Origin of the sequence: Streptomyces sp. ADMS (assembly GCF_033441795.1) — a bacterium.
In the GTDB taxonomy this organism is placed as follows: Bacteria; Actinomycetota; Actinomycetes; order Streptomycetales; family Streptomycetaceae; genus Streptomyces.
In genome coordinates this window covers 23,167-42,841 of record NZ_JAVFVX010000068.1, presented here as the reverse complement: position 1 = coordinate 42,841, position 19,675 = coordinate 23,167, and the positions used below count along the sequence as shown (strand labels likewise).

Here is a 19,675-nt window from a genome sequence, read left to right as displayed (position 1 = left end):
ACGCCACGGCACAGCCGTTCCAGTGGAAGTTCACCACCTCCGACCTGGACGATCTCCTGGCCAGGCTCGACCGGCACACCGCCGATCACCCAGAAGAATCCTCCGCCGCCCCGGCAACATGATCAACCCCCGAAGGAATTACGACGCAGACCACTTAGGAGAGGGGGTGGGACACATTGCCGAGTGGGGGATCGAAGGATTGGAGTCGGTTCTACGGCGACGTCGGCGCCGGCTCTGCGGTGCCGGTGCTCGGCTCCTTGATCACGAGCGGGTGCAGCTCCCACGCGTCGACCGCGAAGCCGAGGCGCGTACCCGGTGCGCTGCGGGCCTCAAGTCGCCACGGGCCTTGCCCTGTGGGGTAGAAGCGCAGGGTGAGGATCTGGCCGGTGGTGGTCAGGAAGATCTCGGCGATGGAGTGGTCGACGACCACGCGCAGCTCAACCGGCTGACCAGAGGGGCAGGGCATCCGGTAGGAGCCGCCGCGGGACCGGGGGTCCAGTGAGGCGTGGTCACGGTCGACGACCAGTTCGCCCGCATCGGTATCGACGCGGATGTCGAGGTACTCGGAGCCGTCCGGGGTGGTGAGCAGCCGCAGACCGGCGTTTCCGGTCGGCTCCAGACGGGCCGTCAGGTCGAAAGCGCGGCCCACGCTGCCGAGGTCCACCGGCTGCGGGCCGTCGGTCACGCTCTCCGCGTGGACAGCGTGCTCGCCGCGCAGGGCGAGCAGTTCGGTGGCGGGTTGCTGGCGCAGTGTGCCGTCGTCGTCGACATGGATCTCGCGGGGCAGGGTGAGGACCCCGGCCCATCCGTCCGCGACAGCCCAGGCTTCGTCGCGGGCTTCCCATGACCAGCCCCACAGCAGCCACCGGCCGCCCGGTGCGCGCAGCAGGGCGGGTGCGTAGCAGTCGGGGCCGTGGTCGGCGGGTACCGCTGGGCCGGCCTTGAAGTGGCCGTCGTGCTCTTCGCCGATCAGGGCCGCGACGCTCTGTGGGCCGGTGGGTTCGGTCCAGGTGCTGAGGATGAGGGCGCCGGGTCCGTCGGCTGCCGGGAGGTATTGGGGGCATTCCCAGCCCTCGCCGGTGAACAGGTCGGTACCACCGATGGGCTCCGGACGGCGGGCTGCGAAGGGCCCCCGGTAGGTCCAGTTCTCCAGGTCGGGTGAGTCGTAGAGAAGGGCGGCGGCGCGGCCGTCCGCGAGGGCGGCGCCGACCAGCATCCGCCAGCCGTCGCCGTCCTGCCAGACGTACGGGTCGCGGTACATGGTGCAGCCCTCGGGCAGCTCGGGGATGAGCAGTTCGCCGCGCGGGCGGAAGCTGTTGCCGCCGTCGTGGGAAATGGCGCAGGTGACCGGCTGGTGCTGGGGCGAGCGGTCCTCGCGGTGCGCGGAGTAGAAGGCGACGAGACGGTCGCCGTCGGAGACGGCGTTGCCGGAGAAGCACCCGTCGGCGTCCACGCCATCGGGGTTCGGGGACAGGGCGATCGGCAGCGGCTCCCAGGTCAGCAGGTCGGGGCTGCGGAAGTGGGCCCAGTGCATGTTCGCGTGGGTCGCTCCGTACGGGTTGTACTGGTAGCACACGTGGTAGTGGCCGTCGTGGAAGACCAGCCCGTTGGGGTCGTTGATCCAGTTGCGGGGCGGCCGCAGGTGCGCCACGGGGCGGTGCGGATCGCGGGGTGTGGTGGACACACGCGTGCCTTTCGGTGTTTCAGATGGAACCCGCCCCGCCGGCCCTCGATTTGGCGGGGCGGCAGGCCGGCGGGGCGGGGGTCTTCGAGCCCGTATGCGGGCTACAGGTCCAGATACAGGGTTCAGGTCCCGATGCGGAATCCCGCGCTCAGCTGCTGCTCCCGCCGTGAGCTGGGGCCGACGCGGAGCATGAACTCACCCGGTTCGACCACTCGGCGGTTGTCCGCGGTGACGAGTGAGCAGTGAGTGGCCGGGATGTTGATGGTGGCGTCCAGGCTTTCGCCGGCGGGGACCTCGACCTGGGCGAAACCCTTCAGCTCCTGCTCGGCCCAGGTGACGCTGGTGGTCAGGTCGCTGACGTATGCCTGGACCGTTTCCAGGGCCGGCCGGCTGCCGCTGTTGGTGAGGCGCACCGTGGCGTCGACGGTGCCGTCGGCCGAGACGTCCGGGTCGTGCACTACAAGGTCGGAGTAGGTGACGGTGGTGTAGGTGAGGCCCTCGCCGAACGCGAACAAGGGGTCTTGGGTGAGGTCCGCGTAGCGCTCCCCGTGCTGGCCTCGCACCTGGTTGTAGAAGACCGGTTGCTGACCGACGTGGCGTGCGAAGGAGACCGGGAGCCGGCCGCTGGGTTCGACGAGTCCGAGGAGGAGTTCGGCGATGGCGCGGCCGCCGCGCATGCCCGGGTTGAACGCCTCGATCAGGGCTGCCGCGTTCAGTGCCGACTCCGGGAGCGTGCTCGGCTTGGACTGGGCGAGTACGACGATCATGGGTGTGCCGGTGGCGGCGACCGCATCCAGCAAGGCGATCTGGCCTCCTTGGAGGTCGAGCGTGGCCGTCGAGCGCACCTCGCCGGTGAGGGCGATGGTGTCTCCCACGACCACGACGGCGTAGTCGGCAGCCTGCGCGGCGGCGGTGGCCTCTCGAAGCTGTGCCCGGTCGACCGGGGCGGGGGTGAAAGCGTCCGGCTGTGGCTGGCCGTCGGGCCCGAGGGACCATCCGGGGTCGGCGGCGGGGCTTGCTATGTCGGCTCCGCGGGCGTGCGTGATGGTCCAGTCGGCGGGTGCGACGGCGCGAAGGCCGTCGAGCACCGTCTCCACCGTCTCGCGGGGATGGCCTTCGGGCATCCATGGGACCTGGCCGGTGGCGCCTGCCCAGTCGCCGAGCATGGCTTCCGGGCTGTCGGCGTTGGGGCCGATGACCGCGATCGTCCGCGGGGTGCCCTGGCTTGCGGCGCGGCCGGTTCCGTCCGAGGTCAGCCCGCCTTCGAGGGGCAGGATCCCCTCGTTGCGCAGCAGCACCAGGGAGCGCCGGGCTGTTTCGAGGTTGAGGTCGGCGTGGGTGCGGCAGCCGATCACCTGCGCCTGCCGTTCGGGGTCGGGGGTGCGGGGGTCCTCGAAGAGTCCGAGCTCGAACTTCAGCCGCAGAACCCGCCGTACCGCGTCATCGATCTGTTTCTCGTCGACCAGGCCGCGGGCGACCGCCTCCTGCGCGCCCTCGAAGAACTGCGGCGTGGCCATGATGAGGTCGTTCCCGGAGTTGACGGCGACCGCCGCCGCCTCGGCGTAGTCGGCGCAGGTTCGCTGGTCGTAGACCATCCGGCCGACGTTGTCCCAGTCGGTCACCAGCGTCCCGGTGAAGCCCCACTCACCCTTGAGTACATCGTTGATCAGCCACTGATTCGCGGTGATGGGCACGCCGTCGATCGACTGGTAGCCGAGCATGAAGCCGCGGCAGCCGGCCCGGGCCGCCTGCTCGAACGGGGGCAGGAACCATGAGCGCAGCTTGCGTGGGCTGAGCTCGGCTTCGCTCGCGTCGCGGCCGCCCAGGGTTTCGGAGTAGCCCGCGAAGTGCTTGGCGTATGCCAGCACGGCTGTCGGGTCGCTGAGGCCCTCGCCCTGGTAGCCGCGCACCATTGCCGCGCCGAGTTCGCCGATCAGGAAGGGGTCCTCGCCGAACGTCTCGTTGATCCGGCCCCAGCGCAGGTCCCGGGTGATGCACAGGACCGGGGAGAAGGTCCCGTGGATTCCGGTCGTCGCGATTTCGGTCGCGGACGCGCGGGCCACCCGGTGGAGCAGGGCAGGGTCCCAGGTGCAGGCCATGGCCAGCTGTGTCGGGAAGATGGTCGCGCCGGGCCAGAACGAGTGGCCGTGGATGGCGTCGTCGGCTGTGAGCAGCGGAATGCCGAGCCGTGTCCGCTGGGCCATTTTCATGGCCTCCGGCATCCGTTCGGGAGTCACATGCAGAACGGACCCGGCCAGCTTGGCCGACAGGATGTCCACGAGGTCCCCGTGTTGTGCGTCGAGCATCAGCAACTGCCCGACCTTCTCCGGCAGGGTCATCCGGGACAGCAAGTCCTCGGTTCTCGCTTCCACGGCCGCTTCCGGATCCAGGTACAAGGCAGAGTGGACCGGCTGTCCCACGGTGTTCTCCAAGAGATGAGTCGTCACAGATCAGAGAGTTGATGGGCGACGCGAGTGCCTCGTCGCGCGCACGCTGCCGCCCTGCGCGGCGGGGCTCGCGCGCTGCCTGCCCGCCGCCCCGGGCGGAACCGGTGCGGCAGGGGGCGGCGGGCAGGCAGCAGAGGTGTCACTTCAGGCCGGTGGTGGCGATACCGGCGATGAACTGTCGCTGGAAGAGGAGGAAGACGATCATCACCGGCAGCAGGACGATGACGGCGCCGGCGAGCAGGATGCCGAAGCGGGTGAAGTCCTGTCCGCTGCTGGCCAGGGCGAGGCCGACGGGGAGGGTGTACTGGCTCTCGTTCTGGGCCACGACCAGCGGCCACAGGAAGTTGTTCCAGGAGCCGAGGAAGGTGATGATCCCGAGGGTGGCGAGGGCCGGCTTGGTCAGCGGCAGGATGATCTTCGCGAAGATGGCCAGTTCCCTGCAGCCGTCGACGCGGGCGGCGTCGATGAGTTCGTCGGGCAGGGTGGAGATGAACTGCCGCATCAGGAACACCCCGAAGGGACCGGCCAGGAACGGCAGGATCAGCCCGAGCATGGAGCCGGTCAGCTGCATGTTGGACACCAGCACGTACAGGGGAACGAAGGTGACCAGGCCGGGGATCATGAGCGTCCCCAGGACCAGCAGGAAAACGGCGCGCTGTCCGCGGAACTCCAGCTTGGCCAGGGCGTATCCGAGCATCGAGCAGAAGATGAGGTTCCCGGCGGTGACGGCGAGGGCCACGATCACGGAGTTGGCGAACATGCTCGTGAAGTCGAGCGTGCTGAACAGCACACCGTAGTTAACGGTCGTGGGCGCCGTGGGGAGCAGGACGGGCGGGACGCTGCGGATGTCGGCCTCGGGTTTGAAGGAGCCGGACAGCATCCACAGGAACGGCGCGATCATCAGCAGCAGGGCGCCCGCGAGCGGCAGATACAGCCAGGGCTGGCCCCAGGTCCGGCGGATGCGGCGACGCTTGAGGATGCGGTCCGTGCCCGGTTGTGCCGTGGGGAGGGTGGAGAGGGTGCTCATGGGTCGTCAGTCCTTGTCTCTCAGCACGCGGAACTGCAGCACGGTCAGCGCCACGATGAGGACGAAGATGACGTAGCTGGCGGCCGACGCCATCTCGTAATTGCCGTTGCCGAACTGTTTGTAGGCGTACAACGTGGCCGACAGGGTGGAGTCCAGCGGCCCGCCGCCCGTCATCACGAACGGTTCGTCGAAGAACTGCAGGTAGCCGATGCCGGTCGTGACGGCGGTGAGCAGCAGGGCGGGACGCAGCAGCGGGAAGGTGACGCGCCAGAACCGCTGCCAGGGCCCGGCGCCGTCGAGTTCTGCCGCCTCCATCAGGGACAGGGGCACGGACTGCAGCCCGGCCAGCATGATGATCATGACGGTGCCCAGGTTGCGCCACACCGCCATAAGGATCATGACGGGCAGTGCGAAGCGGGTGTCCGCCAGCCAGGCCGGGCCGTCGATCCCGAACCAGCCCAGGACGAGGTTCACCAGTCCCGCGCGGGGTTCGAGGAGCGTCTTCCACACCACCGCGACGGCCACGATGCTGGTGATCACCGGGAGGTAGAAGCCGACCCGGAAGACGGCCCGGAAGCGGCGGATGCCCCGGTCGAGGGCGACCGCCGCGGCGAGCCCGGCGGCCAGGGTGAGGGGCAGGGCCACCAGGACGAACACGGCGGTGTTGCGCAGGGCCGTGAAGAACTGATCGTCCTGGAAGAGCCGTACGTAGTTGTCGAAGCCGACGAACGACACGTTGAAGGGGGTGCGCAGATCGGCGCTCTGAGTGTCGGTCAAACTCATCAGAAGCGACCACACCACCGGCACCAGCATGAAGGCCGCGAACAGCGCGAGGAAGGGCCCGGCGAGGATCCAGGCGGCCCGGGCCTGCCTGCCGTGCGCCGGGCTCCGGAGGAGGCGTCGGCGATCGGCACTCCGCTCCGGCTGCCCGGTGTTCTGCTTGCCGGTGTCGCCCCGCCCGGGGAGTGTATTCGTGGACATGGATGTCATCCCTCCCTACGAGGGGTGCTCATCGCGGCGGCGCTCATCGCGGCGGCGCTCATCGGCCGGTGCCGATGCTGGTGGCCTTGGACTGCAGCGCCTTCTGCACCTCGGCGACGGTGGCCTTGCCGAGGATCAGCTTCTCCAGTTCGGAGTCGATGGCGTCGGCTATCTGCTGCCAGGTCGTGATGGCGGGCGGCGCCTTGCTGACCTTGAGCTGCTCGGCGAACGCCTTCATGTTCTCGTCCTCGGTCAGCTTGCCCTCCGTCCACGCCTGGGGCGCGGGGGGCAGGCTGCCGGTGGCATTGGAATAGGCCGCGAGATTGGCAGGCTCGGTCAGGAACTGGGCGAACTTCCATGCCGCGTCGGGGTTCTTGGCCTCCTTGAACACCGCCAGGTCGCTGCCGCCGGCGAACCCGGCGGGCTGCTCGGAGTACGGCACCGGCATGGTCTTCCACTTGCCGTCCAGCTCCGGGGCGTCCTTGTGGAGGCTGCCGCCGGCCCACGCACCCTCCTGGTAGGCGGCGATCAGCCCGTCCCGGAAGCCCTGGACGTTGTCCGACTTGTCGGTCGGCGCCAGGCCCTTCTGCGGGACGCTCGCGTAGTACTCCAGCGCCTTGGCGACCTCGGGCGAGTCGAAGGTGAACTTCCCGGTCTTGGCGTCGTAGATGTCACCGCCCTGCTGCCACACCATCGGCACCCAGAAGATCCAGGAGTTGAAGCCCATCACCAGCCCGCTGGCATGGAGCAGCTTGGGGTTCTCCTTGCCGGCGGTGGCCTGGATGGCCTCCAGGTCCTTCAGGTATCCGGCCCGGTCGCCGGCCAGGGCGCCCTTGATGCCGGCCTTCGTGGTGATGTCGGTCCGGTAGTAGATCGCTTGGGTGTCGGCGATGAACGGGACGCCGTAGGAGGTGTCCTTGTACTTGGTGGTGTCCCACTGGCCGGGGTAGAAGTCCGACGACTTGATCGACGCCGGGGTGGCCTGGAAGGCGTTCATGGCGGCCATCTCGGCCATCCAGGTCGTTCCCACCAACGACATGTCCGGGGTGTTGCCACCGGCGACCGCGGTGGTCAGTTTGTCGTGGGCGGCGCTCCACGGGACCGCTGTGATCTTGACGGTCGCGTCCGGGTTCTCCTGCTCGAACTTCTTGGCCAGCGCCTTCAGGTCCTCGTCGGGGTCGCCCATGGACCACATGACCACTGTCCCCTTGGCCTTGCCCGCGGCAATCTCGGCGGGTGCGTCCTTGCCGGTGCCGGAATCCTCGCTCCGGCCACAGCCGGTGGCCACCAGGGCGGCCGTGACGGTGACACACAGGGTCTGGACGGTTCTGACAGCGTGACGGGTGGTGATACGCATGATGCGGCTCCTTGCCGTTGGGCGATACAGGGCGCGGGGGGCTAAGGGTGAGAGCGGGCGGACGCCCGGAAGGGCCGGCGCACGGGTGGGCCGGCGCACGGGTGGGCCGGCGCACGGGTGGGCCGGCGCACGGGTGGGGACCGTCTGCGGTGACAGCGGCATCGGCGGTCAGCCGCAGGGCGTGGCTGGAGCATCCGACGCGGAGTGGGTAGGGGCCGGGCGGGGTGGGCCGGGCGCGCCGTTCGGTGTCCCGGATCGGGAACGCGCGAGCGGAAGGGTGCATGTGGGCGGTGCCGCATGAACGCGTGTGCAGCCGCCATGGTTGCGAGGAGGGCGAGGCCGAAGTGGGTCGCCGAGGTTTCAAGGAGACGGGGGGCGGTGCGTCACCGGCGACGCACCGCCCGGCTGCGAGGCGCCATCACGTACGCATCGTGATGACGTCACGTCAGTTCGAGCTCGGCTGTAACGTCGAGCCGCGGATCACGAGGCTGGTGGGAATGATGCGCGAGGGGGCGGCCTCGGGCGATCTGCGCACGTGGTCGAGCAGCAGACGCGCCGCTGCCTCACCCATCTCCCGCATCGGCTGGCGGATGGTGGTCAAGGCCGGGTAGGTGTACGACGCCAGCTCGACGTCATCGAAGCCCACCACGGCGACGTCCTGCGGAATCTTGAGGCCGGCCTCGTGCAAGGCCGCGAGCACGCCGGCTGCCAAGGGGTCGTTGTGCCCGAAGACCGCGTCGAACTCCACGCCCTCCGCGAGAGCTTGCGCCACCGCGCTCCGGCCCTTGTCGAACAGGAAGTCGCCGCAGATGATGCTGCGCGGGTCGAGCTCGATCCCGGCCTGCGCATAGACGTCGACGAAGCCGCCCAGCCGTTCCTGCGTGCACCCGTACTCATCAGGACCGGTCACCACCAGAGGGCGAAGGCGACCGAGGTCCAGCAGGTGGCGCGCCGCATGCTCACCGCCCTCCCGGTTGGTGGTGGCCACATAGGGGAATCCCGGCCGCTGGAAGCGGTCATCTATCAGCACCACCGGAAGTCCGGCCTCGTGCAGTTCCGTGATGGCCGCCAGGGTTCCCTCGGGCTCCACCACCAGCAGGCCGTCGAACGACTTGGCGGCGACCTGCAGGCCCAGCCTGCGCAGTGACTGCTCACCGCCGTTCACGGTCAGCATCCGCAGCCCGAAGCCCTCGGCCTCCAGCGTCTCGACGACCGCCGGCACGATGCCGGCCCAGGCCCAGGCCAGGTCAGGGACCAGCATGCCGATCATCTGTGTCGTGCCGCGTGCCAGCCCCACGGCCCCCGCGCTCGGCACATAGCCGAGCTCCGAGATCGCCTTGCGGACCTTCGAGACGGTGTCCTCGCTGATCTCGCCTTTGCTGTTCAGCACCCGCGAGACCGTCGTCTTGCTGACCCCGGCCCGCGAGGCCACGTCGGCGATAGTGACTCCCATGTCACCTCCCCTCCCTTCCTGCAGAGGCGGAAGACTTCCCTCCCGCACCGAAGGGCCGATCGTACAGAGACCCGTGCAACCGGTACCGACATCGATCCCGGAACCGGTTTCGGTACCGGTCCCGGAAGTGAAGCACCGCGAGGCCCCACCGGTCAACACCCCGGAAACAACTCGTTAACGCGGCCGGTCTCGGTCTCGCACGATGCTGCGGAAGCCTGCCGGTTGCCACCCACATCGCCGCTCTGACCTGCGCGGTTGCCGACTCCAACCCAGCATGGCCGAGCTCGTTGGTGCGGTTCGCGACCGCAGGCGACGCCCGACGGACCGCAGACCCGTCCCGGAGCGATCGCGCCCGAACCGTTGACGCACTGGCCGGATTGCCCTTCATAATCGGGCACTCGCTGTCATCGATGACGTACGTCGTCGTTGGCACCCCAGTCGGCTGCGTGGACGTCGACGCCGCTGGGACGTCACTTTTCGGTCCGTCCGCGCCGGGGCCGCAGTCACCGCTGCGCCGACGAGCCGCGGGACTAGGAGACACCATGAGCTCTGCACGCGTATCCCGGCATGCCCGCATACGGATGATGGCGGCGATGGCGACCGTCTGCGCCCTGTCCGCAGCGCCGCTGGCTCCTTCAGCAATCGCTGCGACACCCCGACGTACACCGAGACCTACAGACCCCAGTTCCACTTGGGTGCAGATCCAATGAGGGCGCTGTCGATCAGGTAGGTATGACCTGTACGTCGTCGTCTGTGCCTGCGGGATCGCCGGCGACGTCGGCAAGCTGATCACCGCAGCCCAGGAGCGCCAGTGGGACGTCGGGGTTGTCGCCACCCCGCAGGGCCTGGGCTTCCTCGACACCGAGGCGATCGAGACGCAGACCGGCTATCCGATCCGCTCCGCCTGGCGCACACCCGGTGAGCTCCGGCCGCTCCCGCCCGCGGACGCGATCGCGGTCGCGCCGGCCACCTTCAACACGGTCAACAAGTGGGCCGCAGGTATCTCCGACACCCTCGCCCTGGGCATCCTGTGCGAGGCGTACGGCATGGAAATCCCCACAGCCGTCGTGCCGTACCTCAACGCGGCTCAGGCTGCCCACCCCGCGTACCAGCAGAGCCTGGAACGGCTACGCGGGATGGGCGTTCTGATCGGCTCGTACGAGCCACACAAGCCGAAAGCCGGAGGCGGGGCCGACCGTTACCCCTGGGAGGAGGCGCTGGAACTTCTCGCTCCCCGGCTGTCCGCGCGGGCGTAATCAGCGCCGCTGTCCCTTCGAGGACTCCGGAGACGAAGCCGATGGGGTCATGTTGGGCGGAGCAGTAGGGCGTTGCACGGTACGCCGGGCGTTGGCTGCCTGGGCCCGTGGGCTGGGTGTGTGCCGTTGGCCTCCGGCACGCCTACGCCTCTGTGCTCCTGGACGCGGGGGAGAGCATCAAGGAGCTCTCCGAGTACCTCGGCCACTCGGACCCGGGCTTCACGTTGCGGACGTACACGCACCTGCTGCCGTCCAGCGAGACCCGCACCCGCAAAGCGATCGACGACGCCCTCACGGAAGCCAAGGCGGAAGGCGACGCACCCGGCGCCCAGTGCCCCCAGCAAGACCAATATGCCCTCAATGTGCCCTGGCCGCCTGACGGCCCCTCCGGGGACATGAAGAAGGCGAGGTCCGAAGACCTCGCCCGCCACCAGTGAAACCCCAGGTCAGGGCCACACCAAGCAATACGGCTGATGCCCCGCCTCGTGCAGCCTGTGACTGAAGTCCTGCCATTCGTGCAGCAGTTGATACACGTTGAACGCGTCTCGCGGCCCCCCGCGGTCCGGCACCGTGGACCAGATGAACGCAGCCGCACCCACCGCCTCCTCGCCGATCCCGCGCAGCGGGTCGACCACGGTCATCGGGAGCTTCACGACCGCGTAGTCGGGGTGCAGGACGACGAGTTCCAGCGGGGGCACCTTGTGGAGGGGGACACCCTCGATGCCCGTGAGGACCATCGCGGCCATCGTTTCGGGCTTGATCTTGGTGAACATGCCGTTCATGCCGAGTTCGTCGCCGCCGAGTTCCTCGGGGCGCATCGAGATCGGGACGCGGGCTGCCGTGGCGCCGTCCGGTGCGCCGAAGTATTTGTACGTCACCCCCACCCGACCACCATTCCCGCTCGCTGCCCGGAGCCGCTCGACCCTCCGGTCGAGTCCCTCGGGCACACCGTTCGATCCCGGGCCCTGCCCAGGACCCGCTCCCTGCCCAGGACCCATTCCCTGTGCCTGCCGTGCTGCTTCTGCCGCTGCCGCTTCCTCCACGTCGCGCCGGTGCCTTCCCCGCCGGGCACGTCGAGGACCCAGGTCGTCAGTCCCCTCGCCCAGTCCGCCACCGCGATGCATATCTCCACCCGACTGCTGTTCTAGGACGCGCGAGCCCCGTCGCGCAACCCGATCATCGTGTCAGTGACCTCCCCCACGTCCGCCCGCCGAAACGTGCGTTGAAACACCTGTCCGCAGGATCTTCGCAGCCTCTGAGCACCATCGTCCGCCCATCGTCCGTATGTACGGGCCGATGAGCCGTGTGTCTCTGTGTCTCCCTGAGTGTGTCCGGTCCCAGTTTCGCAGACGGGTGGGGCCGACGCCCCGCCGTCCGGCCGCCTACCCTGAGGGGGTCACTGCCAACCGGAGTCCGAGAAGTCGGAGAAGTCGCAGGTCATGAGCGAAACGTCTAGCGGGGCAGCCAGCGGAATGGCGAGTGGATTGCCCTATCCATACGAAGCGCCCGTCTCGCAGGGCCTCTTCGACCGTGCGACGGGTGTCACACCCGGCGGTGTCAACTCGCCGGTGCGTGCCTTCCGTGCCGTGGGCGGTACGCCCCGGTTCATGGTGTCGGGGCGTGGCCCGTATCTCACCGACGCCGACGGGCGGGAGTACGTCGACCTGGTCTGCTCCTGGGGTCCGATGATCCTCGGGCACTCCCGCCCGGAGGTCATCGCCGCGGTGCAGGACGCCGTCTCGCGCGGTACCTCCTTCGGTACGCCGGGGGAGGGCGAGGTCGCTCTCGCCGAGGAGATGGTCGCTCGTATCGACCCTCTTGAGCAGGTGCGGCTCGTGTCCAGCGGGACCGAGGCCACCATGTCGGCGATCCGGCTGGCCCGCGGGTTCACCCGGCGCTCCAAGGTGATCAAGTTCGCCGGGTGTTACCACGGTCACGTCGACTCGCTGCTCGCCGCGGCCGGGTCCGGAGTGGCGACCTTCGCGCTGCCCGACACCCCCGGCGTCACCGGCGCCCAGGCCGGCGACACCATCGTGCTCCCCTACAACGACCTCGACGCCGTGCACGCCGCCTTCGCCGCGCATCCCGGTGAGATCGCCTGCCTGATCACCGAGGCGTCCCCGGGCAACATGGGCGTCGTACCGCCGCTGCCCGGGTTCAACCAGGGGCTCAGGGACGCGTGCGCGGCGAACGGTGCGCTGTATGTGTCCGACGAGGTCATGACCGGGTTCCGTACCAGTCGCAGCGGCTGGTACGGGATTGACGGTGTCCGGCCCGACCTCATGACCTTCGGGAAGGTCATGGGCGGCGGTTTCCCCGCCGCCGCCTTCGGGGGGCGCGCCGACGTCATGGCCCACCTCGCTCCCGCCGGGCCCGTCTACCAGGCCGGCACCCTCTCCGGCAACCCCGTCGCCACCGCTGCCGGGCTCGCCCAGCTGCGGCTGCTCGACCAGGCCGCGTACGACGCCGTCGACGCCGTCTCCGCGCAGCTCCAGGAACTCGTCGGTGACGCGCTGAGCAAGGAGGGCGTCGCGCACACCGTGCAGAACGCCTCCAACATGTTCTCCGTCTTCTTCACCGACCAGCCCGTGCGCGACTACGAGGGCGCCAAGGCGCAGGAGTCGTTCCGCTTCACCGCGTTCTTCCACTCCCTGCTGGCGAACGGCGTCTATCTGCCGCCCTCGTCCTTCGAGTCCTGGTTCGTCTCCACCGCGCACGACGAGCGGGCCATCCAGAAAATCGCCGACGTCCTTCCGGCGGCGGCCCGTGCGGCGGCGGAGGCCAAGGCAGCATGAGTGACCTGACGAACAGCTCCAACGGCGACATCACCGTCGTACACCTCGTGCGGCACGGCGAAGTCGCCAACCCCGACGGGGTGTTGTACGGGCGGCTGGAGGGCTACCACCTCTCCGAGCTGGGCCGCCGGATGGCCGACCGGGTCGCCGAGCACCTCGCCTCCCGCGATGTCGCGCACGTCGGCGCCTCCCCGCTGGAGCGGGCGCAGGAGACCGCGACGCCCATCGCCAAGGCGCACGGGCTCGATCTCGCCTCCGACGCGCGGCTCCTGGAGGCCGCGAACGTCTTCCAGGGGAAGACCTTCGGCGTCGGGGACGGGGCCCTCAAGCGGCCCGAGAACTGGAAGCACCTCGTGAACCCGTTCAAGCCGTCCTGGGGGGAGCCGTACGTCGATCAGGTCGTACGGATGATGGGGGCGCTGGACGCCGCCAAGGACGCCGCCCGTGGGCACGAGGCCGTGCTCGTCAGTCATCAGCTGCCGATCTGGATCGTGCGCAGCTATGTGGAGCGGCGTCGCCTGTGGCACGACCCCCGCAGGCGGCAGTGCACGCTCGCCTCCCTCACCACCTTCACCTACCGCGGCGACAGAATCGTGTCCGTCGGTTACAGCGAGCCCGCCCGTGACCTCGTCCCGGCCCATCTCCTCGCCGGCGCCAAGCCGGTGAAGGGAAAGGGCAAGGCCTTCGGGGCATAGCCCCTGGCCACCGCTTACGCAACCAATACTTCGGAAAGCTCCGCTGATTTCAGTATCAGTGACACAGTTGTTGCAATTGTTCCGAAGTGAGTGACAACGGGAGCAACCTCCTTGTTCGTCGTGCCCTCTGACTGGGTGACCACCAGCGGGTACGACGAATTGGGGATCACATGCACGGCAAGAACGGTGACGGCGTCGGCGGCTTCAGCCGGCGGGGTGCGCTCGGCCTCGGCCTCGGGGCCGCCGCCGCTCTCGGTACCGCCGGCTGCGGGACCGTCCTGGAAGAGGGGTCGACCGGGGCCGAAGGTTCCGGTGGGAGCCGGCCTTCTGCCAAGCAGTCGCCCACCGCCACCGTCAGGCCCATCGGGGACGGCTCCACCGCCTTCACCGGCAAGCAGCCCCACCAGCCGTCGAAGCCCGTGCCGCTGGAGGCCGGGCAGACCCCGCCGCAGTTCGTGATCTTCTCCTGGGACGGTGCCGGGGAGGTCGGCAACGGCCTCTTCCCCCGCTTCCTGGAGCTCGCGAGGACGCACGGCGCCCACATGACCTTCTTCCTCTCCGGGCTCTACCTCCTCCCCGAGTCGCAGAAGCGCAAGTACCTCCCGCCGAACAACGCCCCCGGCGCCTCCGACATCGGCTATCTCACCGACGAGCACGTCAGGGCGACCCTCACCAACGTCCGGCAGGCCTGGCTCGACGGGCACGAGATAGGCACCCACTTCAACGGCCACTTCTGCTCCGGCCGCGGCACCGTCGCCAACTGGACACCCCAGCAGTGGCGCAGCGAGATCCAGCAGGCCAAGGGGTTCGTGAAGGAGTGGCGCACCAACACCGGGTGGACAGATCTGCCGTCCCTCCCCTTCGACTACGACAAGGAGCTCATCGGCGGCCGTACGCCCTGTCTCCTCGGCCAGAACAACCTGCTGCCCACCGCCCGCGCCCTCGGCTGGCGCTACGACGCCTCCTCGCCCGGTGGCCGGCAGGTGTGGCCCACGAAGAACGGGGGCGTCTGGGATCTGCCGCTCCAGGCGATACCTTTCCCCGGCCACCAGTTCGAGGTCCTGTCCATGGACTACAACATCCTCGCCAACCAGTCGATCAACTCGACCAACGCCCCCGCCCACAACTACCCCGCCTGGCGCGAACAGGCGTCCGGTGCCTACATCGCCGGTTTCCGGCGGGCGTACGAGACGAACCGTGCCCCCTTCTTCGTCGGCAACCACTTCGAGCACTGGAACGGCGGCATCTACATGGACGCTGTCGAGGCCGCCCTCAAGCACATCGCGCGGGAGAAGGAGAAGGGTGAGGACATCCGGCTCGTCTCCTTCCGGCAGTTCGTCGACTGGCTGGACGTACAGAAGCCCGAGGTGCTGGAGAAGCTGCGGACCCTCGATGTCGGGCAGCAGCCGGCCGGTGGCTGGAACGGGTTCCTGGCCGAAACGCAGAGCACCGCGACCGGAGGCACCGGAGGCACCGGAGGCACCGGAGGCACCGGAGGGACCGCCTGAAATGCGGTTTCACTGAGATTCACCTTCCGTGCGCGCGCTGGCCGTAGCGACCGGCCCGCTCGTCCGCCGGGGGTCCGGGGGTCGCCCCCGGGACAGTGCGGTCCGCCCGCAAGGGGGGTGCGCAAGATCCTCGGAACGGACATGCGAAACTTTTCACATGAGTGCCGCCAGCCGCGCCCCCCTGCGCTCGAACCGTCCCCGAGGCCATGCCCGTAGCCGTCGGGCCGTGCTGCTCACCGCCACGGTCGCCGCCTCCGCGCTCGCTCTGACCGCGTGCGGTTCCGGCGGTACGTCCGGGGGCTCGGGCGACACCAACTTCATCACCGGTACCGACGGCATCGCCACCGTCGCCCAGGGCAAGCGGGTCGCCGCCCCCGACCTCTCCGGCCCGACCATCGACGGCAAGCAGCTCGACGTCGCCGACTACAGGGGCAAGGTCGTCGTCCTCAACGTGTGGGGTTCGTGGTGCGGGCCCTGTCGCCTTGAGGCGAAGAACTTCGTGGCGGTCTCCGAGGACCTCAAGGACCAGGGCGTCCAGTTCGTCGGCATCAACACCCGCGACACCAGCACCGGTCCGGCGGTCGCCTTCGAGAAGCAGTACGGCGTCACGTACCCGAGTCTGTACGACCCCACGGGCAAGCTGATGCTCCGCTTCAAGAAGGGCACCCTCAACCCGCAGGCGATCCCCTCCACGCTGATCCTCGACCGGCAGGGCAGGATCGCCGCCCGTACGCTCCAGGCGCTCAGCGAGGACAACCTCCGCAAGATGCTCAAGCCCGTCCTCGCGGAGAAGTGACGTGAGCGGGATGCCCGGGGCGGCCGGCCTCGTCACGCTCGCCGCCTCCGTTCCCGAGGCCAACCAGACCGTGCTGAACGGCGCCCTGATACTGGCCCTCCCCATCGCCCTGCTCGGCGGCCTCGTCTCCTTCTTCTCGCCGTGCGTGCTGCCCCTCGTACCCGGCTACCTGTCGTACGTCACCGGTGTCACCGGTACCGATCTCGGCGAGGCCCGCCGGGGGCGGATGGTCGCCGGGGCCTCGCTCTTCGTGCTCGGGTTCACCGCCGTGTTCGTGTCCACGGGGGCCCTGTTCGGATACTTCGGGCAGACGCTGCAGGAGCACCAGGCCACGCTGTCCAGGGTGCTCGGCGTCCTCATGATCCTCATGGGCGTCTTCTTCATGGGCATGATGCCCTGGCTCACCCAGCGCGAGTTCCGCTTCCACAGGAAGCCCGCCACCGGGCTGGCCGGCGCTCCCGTCCTCGGCGCGCTGTTCGGCATCGGCTGGACGCCCTGCATCGGACCGACCCTCGCCTCCGTCAACAGCCTCGCCTTCGACCAGGCCAGCGCGGGGCGCGGGGCCGTACTGACGGTCGCCTACTGCATCGGCCTCGGTGCCCCCTTCGTGCTCGCGGCGGTTGCCTTCCGCAAGGCGCTCGGTACCTTCGGCTGGGTCAAGCGCCACTATGTCTGGGTCATGCGCATCGGCGGCACCATGATGATCCTGACCGGTGTGCTGCTCCTTACCGGCGCGTGGGACCGTCTCGTGCAGGAGATGCAGACCTGGTCCAACGGCTTCACTGTGGGGATCTGATCGATGAGCAACACCACCGCCGGCAACAAGAGCGACGGCTCCGGTACGCCGGCCACCACCGACGACCAGGATCTCGGCGCCGCCGCCTCCCAGCTGTCCACCGCCCCCCAGGAGGACGCGCCGGGTGTGCCCGCCCTCGGCGTCATCGGCTGGGCCCGCTGGTTCTGGCGGCAGCTCACCTCGATGCGGGTCGCGCTGCTGCTGCTGTTCCTGCTGTCGCTCGGAGCGATCCCCGGCTCACTGATCCCGCAGTCGGGGACCGACGAGACCAAGGTCGCCGACTTCATGCGGCGGCACGACTTCCTGGGGCCGCTCTACGACCGGCTCGGGCTGTTCAACGTGTACAGCTCGGTGTGGTTCTCGGCGATCTACATCCTGCTGTTCATCTCCCTCATCGGCTGCATCGTGCCCCGCACCTGGCAGTTCGTGGGCCAGCTGCGCGGCCGTCCGCCGGGCGCCCCCCGGCGTCTGACCCGGCTGCCCGCCTACACGACGTGGCGTACGGAGGCCGAGCCCGAGCACGTGCGCGAGGCAGCCCTAGTACTGCTGAGGAAGCGCCGCTTCCGCGCCCATCTCGCCGGGGACTCGGTCGCCGCCGAGAAGGGCTATCTGCGTGAGGTCGGCAACCTCGCCTTCCACATCGCGCTGATCGTGATGCTGACCGCGTTCGCCTGGGGCCAGCTGTACAAGTCCGAGGGCAACAAGCTGATCCTCGAAGGCGACGGCTTCTCCAACACGCTCACCCAGTACGACGACTTCAAGTCCGGCACCCTCTTCGACACCGACGACCTCGACCCCTTCAGCTTCACCCTGAAGGACTTCAAGGGCACGTACGAGGAGTCGGGACCCAACCGCGGCACCCCGCGCACCTACGAGGCCGACGTCGACTACAGCGTCGGCGCGTACGGCAAGGACGAGGAGCGCACCATCAAGGTCAACGAGCCGCTGGTGATCGGCGACTCGAAGGTCTACCTCACCGCCCATGGCTACGCACCCGTCCTCACCGTCCGCGACGGCAAGGGCGATGTCGTCCACAGCCAGCCCGTCGCTCTCCTCCCCCTCGACTCCAATGTCACCTCCTCCGGTGCGATCAAGGTCATGGACGGCTACCGCAACGCCAAGGGCGTCGAGGAACAGCTCGGCTTCCAGGCGTTCTTCCTGCCCACCTATGTGAAGGGCCACGAGCTCGCCTCGCAGTTCCCCGCACTGCGGAACCCGGTGCTGAACCTGGTCGCCTACCACGGCGACCTCGGGGTGAACGCGGGTCTCCCGCAGAGCGTGTACCAGCTCGACAAGAGCCACATGAAGGAGTTCAAGAACTCCAAGGGCGAGCAGCTGCGCGAGAACCTGAGGCCCGGCGAGACCATGCAGCTCCCGGACGGCGCCGGCTCGGTCACCTACGAGGGCACCCAGGAGTGGGCCAACTTCCAGGTCACCCGGCAGCCCGCCGCCGGCTGGGCGCTCGCCGGCTCGGTCGTCGCCGTCTTCGGCCTCGCCGGCTCGCTGTTCATCCAGCGCCGACGGGTGTGGGTGCGGGCGGTGAAGGGCCCCGACGGCGTCACCGTCGTCGAGATGGGCGGCCTCGGCCGCAGCGAGTCCGCCAAGGTGCCCGAGGAACTCGGCGACCTCGCCGGAACCCTGTACGACCAGGCGCCGGGCGCACCCGATGCCGGTCCCGATACCAGTCCCGGTCCCGAGTCCGAGTCTGCCTCCGAGTCCGAGTCCGACTCCGAGACCCCCGACCCCACAGTCGTACCTGCCGAAGGGGCTGAGAAGTAAATGTCTGCTCTCGCCACCGCGACTACGCTCGCCGCCGCGACCAACGAGAACCTCGCGAGCATCAGCAACACGCTGATCTACTCCTCGATGGCCGTCTACACCCTGGCCTTCTTCACCCACATCGCCGAGTGGATCTTCGGCAGCCGCAGCAAGGTCAGCCGCACGGCCGCCGCGCTCACCGCGGGGCCGGCGGGGGCGAAGGCGCCGGAGGTGACCGTCAAGAAGGCCGGCGGGACCGCCGTACTGGAGCGGCCGAAGGTCGTTGTGCGGGCCGCGGCCGGGGCCCGGGACGTGCCGGACGGACCCGGCGCCCACGGCGGGGACGCGCAGGGCGACCTCTACGGGCGTATCGCGGTGTCCCTCACCGTGGTCGCCTTCCTCGTCGAGTTCGCCGGGGTGCTGGCCCGCGCGCTGTCCGTGCAGCGGGCGCCGTGGGGCAACATGTACGAGTTCAACATCACCTTCTCCACCACCGCCGTGGGTGTGTACCTCGTCTTCCTCGCGCTGAAGAAGGACATCCGCTGGCTCGGCCTCCCCCTGGTCACGACCGTCCTGCTCGACCTCGGTCTCGCCGTCACCGTCCTGTACACGGCCAGCGACCAGCTGGTGCCCGCGCTCCACTCGTACTGGCTGTACATCCACGTCTCCACGGCGATCCTCTGCGGTGCCGTCTTCTACGTGGGCGCGGTCGCCACGATCCTGTACCTCTTCAAGGACTCCTACGAGAACAAGCTCGCGTCCGGCGGCAGGCCCGGCAGCTTCGCGACCTCCGTCATGGAGCGGCTGCCCGCCTCGGCGTCCCTCGACAAGTTCTCGTACCGCGTCAACGCGGCCGTCTTCCCGCTGTGGACGTTCACGATCATCGCGGGCGCCATCTGGGCGGGCGACGCGTGGGGCCGCTACTGGGGCTGGGACCCCAAGGAGACCTGGGCGTTCATCACCTGGGTCGCCTACGCCACCTACCTGCACGCCCGCGCCACGGCCGGCTGGAAGGGCCGCAAGGCCGCGTACATCGCCCTGATCGCGTTCGCGTGCTTCCTCTTCAACTACTACGGCGTCAACATCTTCGTCAGCGGCAAGCACTCGTACGCGGGCGTGTAA

General features: G+C 69.0%; 15 protein-coding genes and 1 pseudogene. 9 read left to right on the top strand and 7 right to left on the bottom strand.

The annotated features are described in order from the left end of the window. Nucleotides 1-211: 211 nt before the first annotated feature. The 6 genes from RB628_RS26440 to RB628_RS26415 form a co-directional block, all read right to left on the bottom strand. A complete protein-coding gene (locus tag RB628_RS26440) occupies nt 212-1,684 on the bottom strand; it encodes a glycoside hydrolase family 32 protein (RefSeq protein ID WP_318323009.1) in 1,473 nt (490 codons plus the stop codon). Between the two features lie 122 nt (nt 1,685-1,806). Then, entirely contained in the window at nt 1,807-4,023 is a 2,217-nt protein-coding gene (locus tag RB628_RS26435; protein WP_412180725.1) for a glycoside hydrolase family 3 N-terminal domain-containing protein, read from the bottom strand. 247 nt (nt 4,024-4,270) lie between these two features. Continuing rightward, complete coding sequence (locus RB628_RS26430) at nt 4,271-5,158, bottom strand: carbohydrate ABC transporter permease (RefSeq protein ID WP_318323008.1); 888 nt, start codon at nt 5,156-5,158, stop codon at nt 4,271-4,273. Nucleotides 5,159-5,164: 6 nt separating this feature from the next. Next, nucleotides 5,165-6,148, bottom strand: coding sequence for a carbohydrate ABC transporter permease (locus tag RB628_RS26425; protein ID WP_412180724.1), 984 nt, complete (start codon nt 6,146-6,148; stop codon nt 5,165-5,167). A 49-nt stretch (nt 6,149-6,197) separates the two neighbouring features. Continuing rightward, nucleotides 6,198-7,496: an extracellular solute-binding protein gene (locus RB628_RS26420; protein ID WP_318323006.1), complete on the bottom strand. Its 1,299-nt coding sequence runs from the start codon at nt 7,494-7,496 to the stop codon at nt 6,198-6,200. Between the two features lie 445 nt (nt 7,497-7,941). Then, nucleotides 7,942-8,949 (bottom strand): LacI family DNA-binding transcriptional regulator, encoded by a 1,008-nt coding sequence (locus tag RB628_RS26415; protein WP_318323014.1) that lies wholly within the window; start codon nt 8,947-8,949, stop codon nt 7,942-7,944. A gap of 737 nt (nt 8,950-9,686) precedes the next feature. On the opposite strand from RB628_RS26415, the gene RB628_RS26410 reads away from it, so the two are divergent. Together RB628_RS26410 and RB628_RS26405 are read left to right on the top strand one after the other, a co-directional pair. Then, nucleotides 9,687-10,205, top strand: coding sequence for a flavoprotein (locus RB628_RS26410; RefSeq protein ID WP_318323013.1), 519 nt, complete (start codon nt 9,687-9,689; stop codon nt 10,203-10,205). A gap of 131 nt (nt 10,206-10,336) precedes the next feature. Beyond that, nucleotides 10,337-10,584: pseudogene (locus tag RB628_RS26405) on the top strand (site-specific integrase); the annotation flags it as partial. A gap of 67 nt (nt 10,585-10,651) precedes the next feature. On the opposite strand, the gene RB628_RS26400 reads toward RB628_RS26405, so the two are convergent. Further along, nucleotides 10,652-11,089, bottom strand: coding sequence for a hypothetical protein (locus RB628_RS26400; RefSeq protein WP_003974483.1), 438 nt, complete (start codon nt 11,087-11,089; stop codon nt 10,652-10,654). 588 nt (nt 11,090-11,677) lie between these two features. Between RB628_RS26400 and hemL the strand changes: the two genes are divergently transcribed. From hemL to ccsB, 7 genes are all read left to right on the top strand, one after another. Then, nucleotides 11,678-13,000 (top strand): glutamate-1-semialdehyde 2,1-aminomutase, encoded by a 1,323-nt coding sequence (hemL, locus tag RB628_RS26395; protein ID WP_318323012.1) that lies wholly within the window; start codon nt 11,678-11,680, stop codon nt 12,998-13,000. Then, nucleotides 12,997-13,695: a histidine phosphatase family protein gene (locus RB628_RS26390; protein WP_318323005.1), complete on the top strand. Its 699-nt coding sequence runs from the start codon at nt 12,997-12,999 to the stop codon at nt 13,693-13,695. Before hemL ends, RB628_RS26390 begins: the two co-directional genes overlap by 4 nt. A gap of 170 nt (nt 13,696-13,865) precedes the next feature. After that, nucleotides 13,866-15,203 carry a hypothetical protein gene (locus RB628_RS26385; RefSeq protein WP_318323004.1) on the top strand — a complete coding sequence of 446 codons (1,338 nt, stop codon included), beginning with the start codon at nt 13,866-13,868 and terminating at the stop codon, nt 15,201-15,203. A gap of 157 nt (nt 15,204-15,360) precedes the next feature. Beyond that, nucleotides 15,361-15,999 carry a TlpA disulfide reductase family protein gene (locus RB628_RS26380; protein ID WP_318323003.1) on the top strand — a complete coding sequence of 213 codons (639 nt, stop codon included), beginning with the start codon at nt 15,361-15,363 and terminating at the stop codon, nt 15,997-15,999. Between the two features lie 10 nt (nt 16,000-16,009). Beyond that, complete coding sequence (locus RB628_RS26375) at nt 16,010-16,795, top strand: cytochrome c biogenesis CcdA family protein (protein WP_318323011.1); 786 nt, start codon at nt 16,010-16,012, stop codon at nt 16,793-16,795. Nucleotides 16,796-16,798: 3 nt separating this feature from the next. Beyond that, nucleotides 16,799-18,574 (top strand): cytochrome c biogenesis protein ResB, encoded by a 1,776-nt coding sequence (locus tag RB628_RS26370; protein WP_318323002.1) that lies wholly within the window; start codon nt 16,799-16,801, stop codon nt 18,572-18,574. Then, nucleotides 18,575-19,675 carry a c-type cytochrome biogenesis protein CcsB gene (gene ccsB / locus RB628_RS26365; protein ID WP_318323001.1) on the top strand — a complete coding sequence of 367 codons (1,101 nt, stop codon included), beginning with the start codon at nt 18,575-18,577 and terminating at the stop codon, nt 19,673-19,675. It abuts the gene before it with no gap.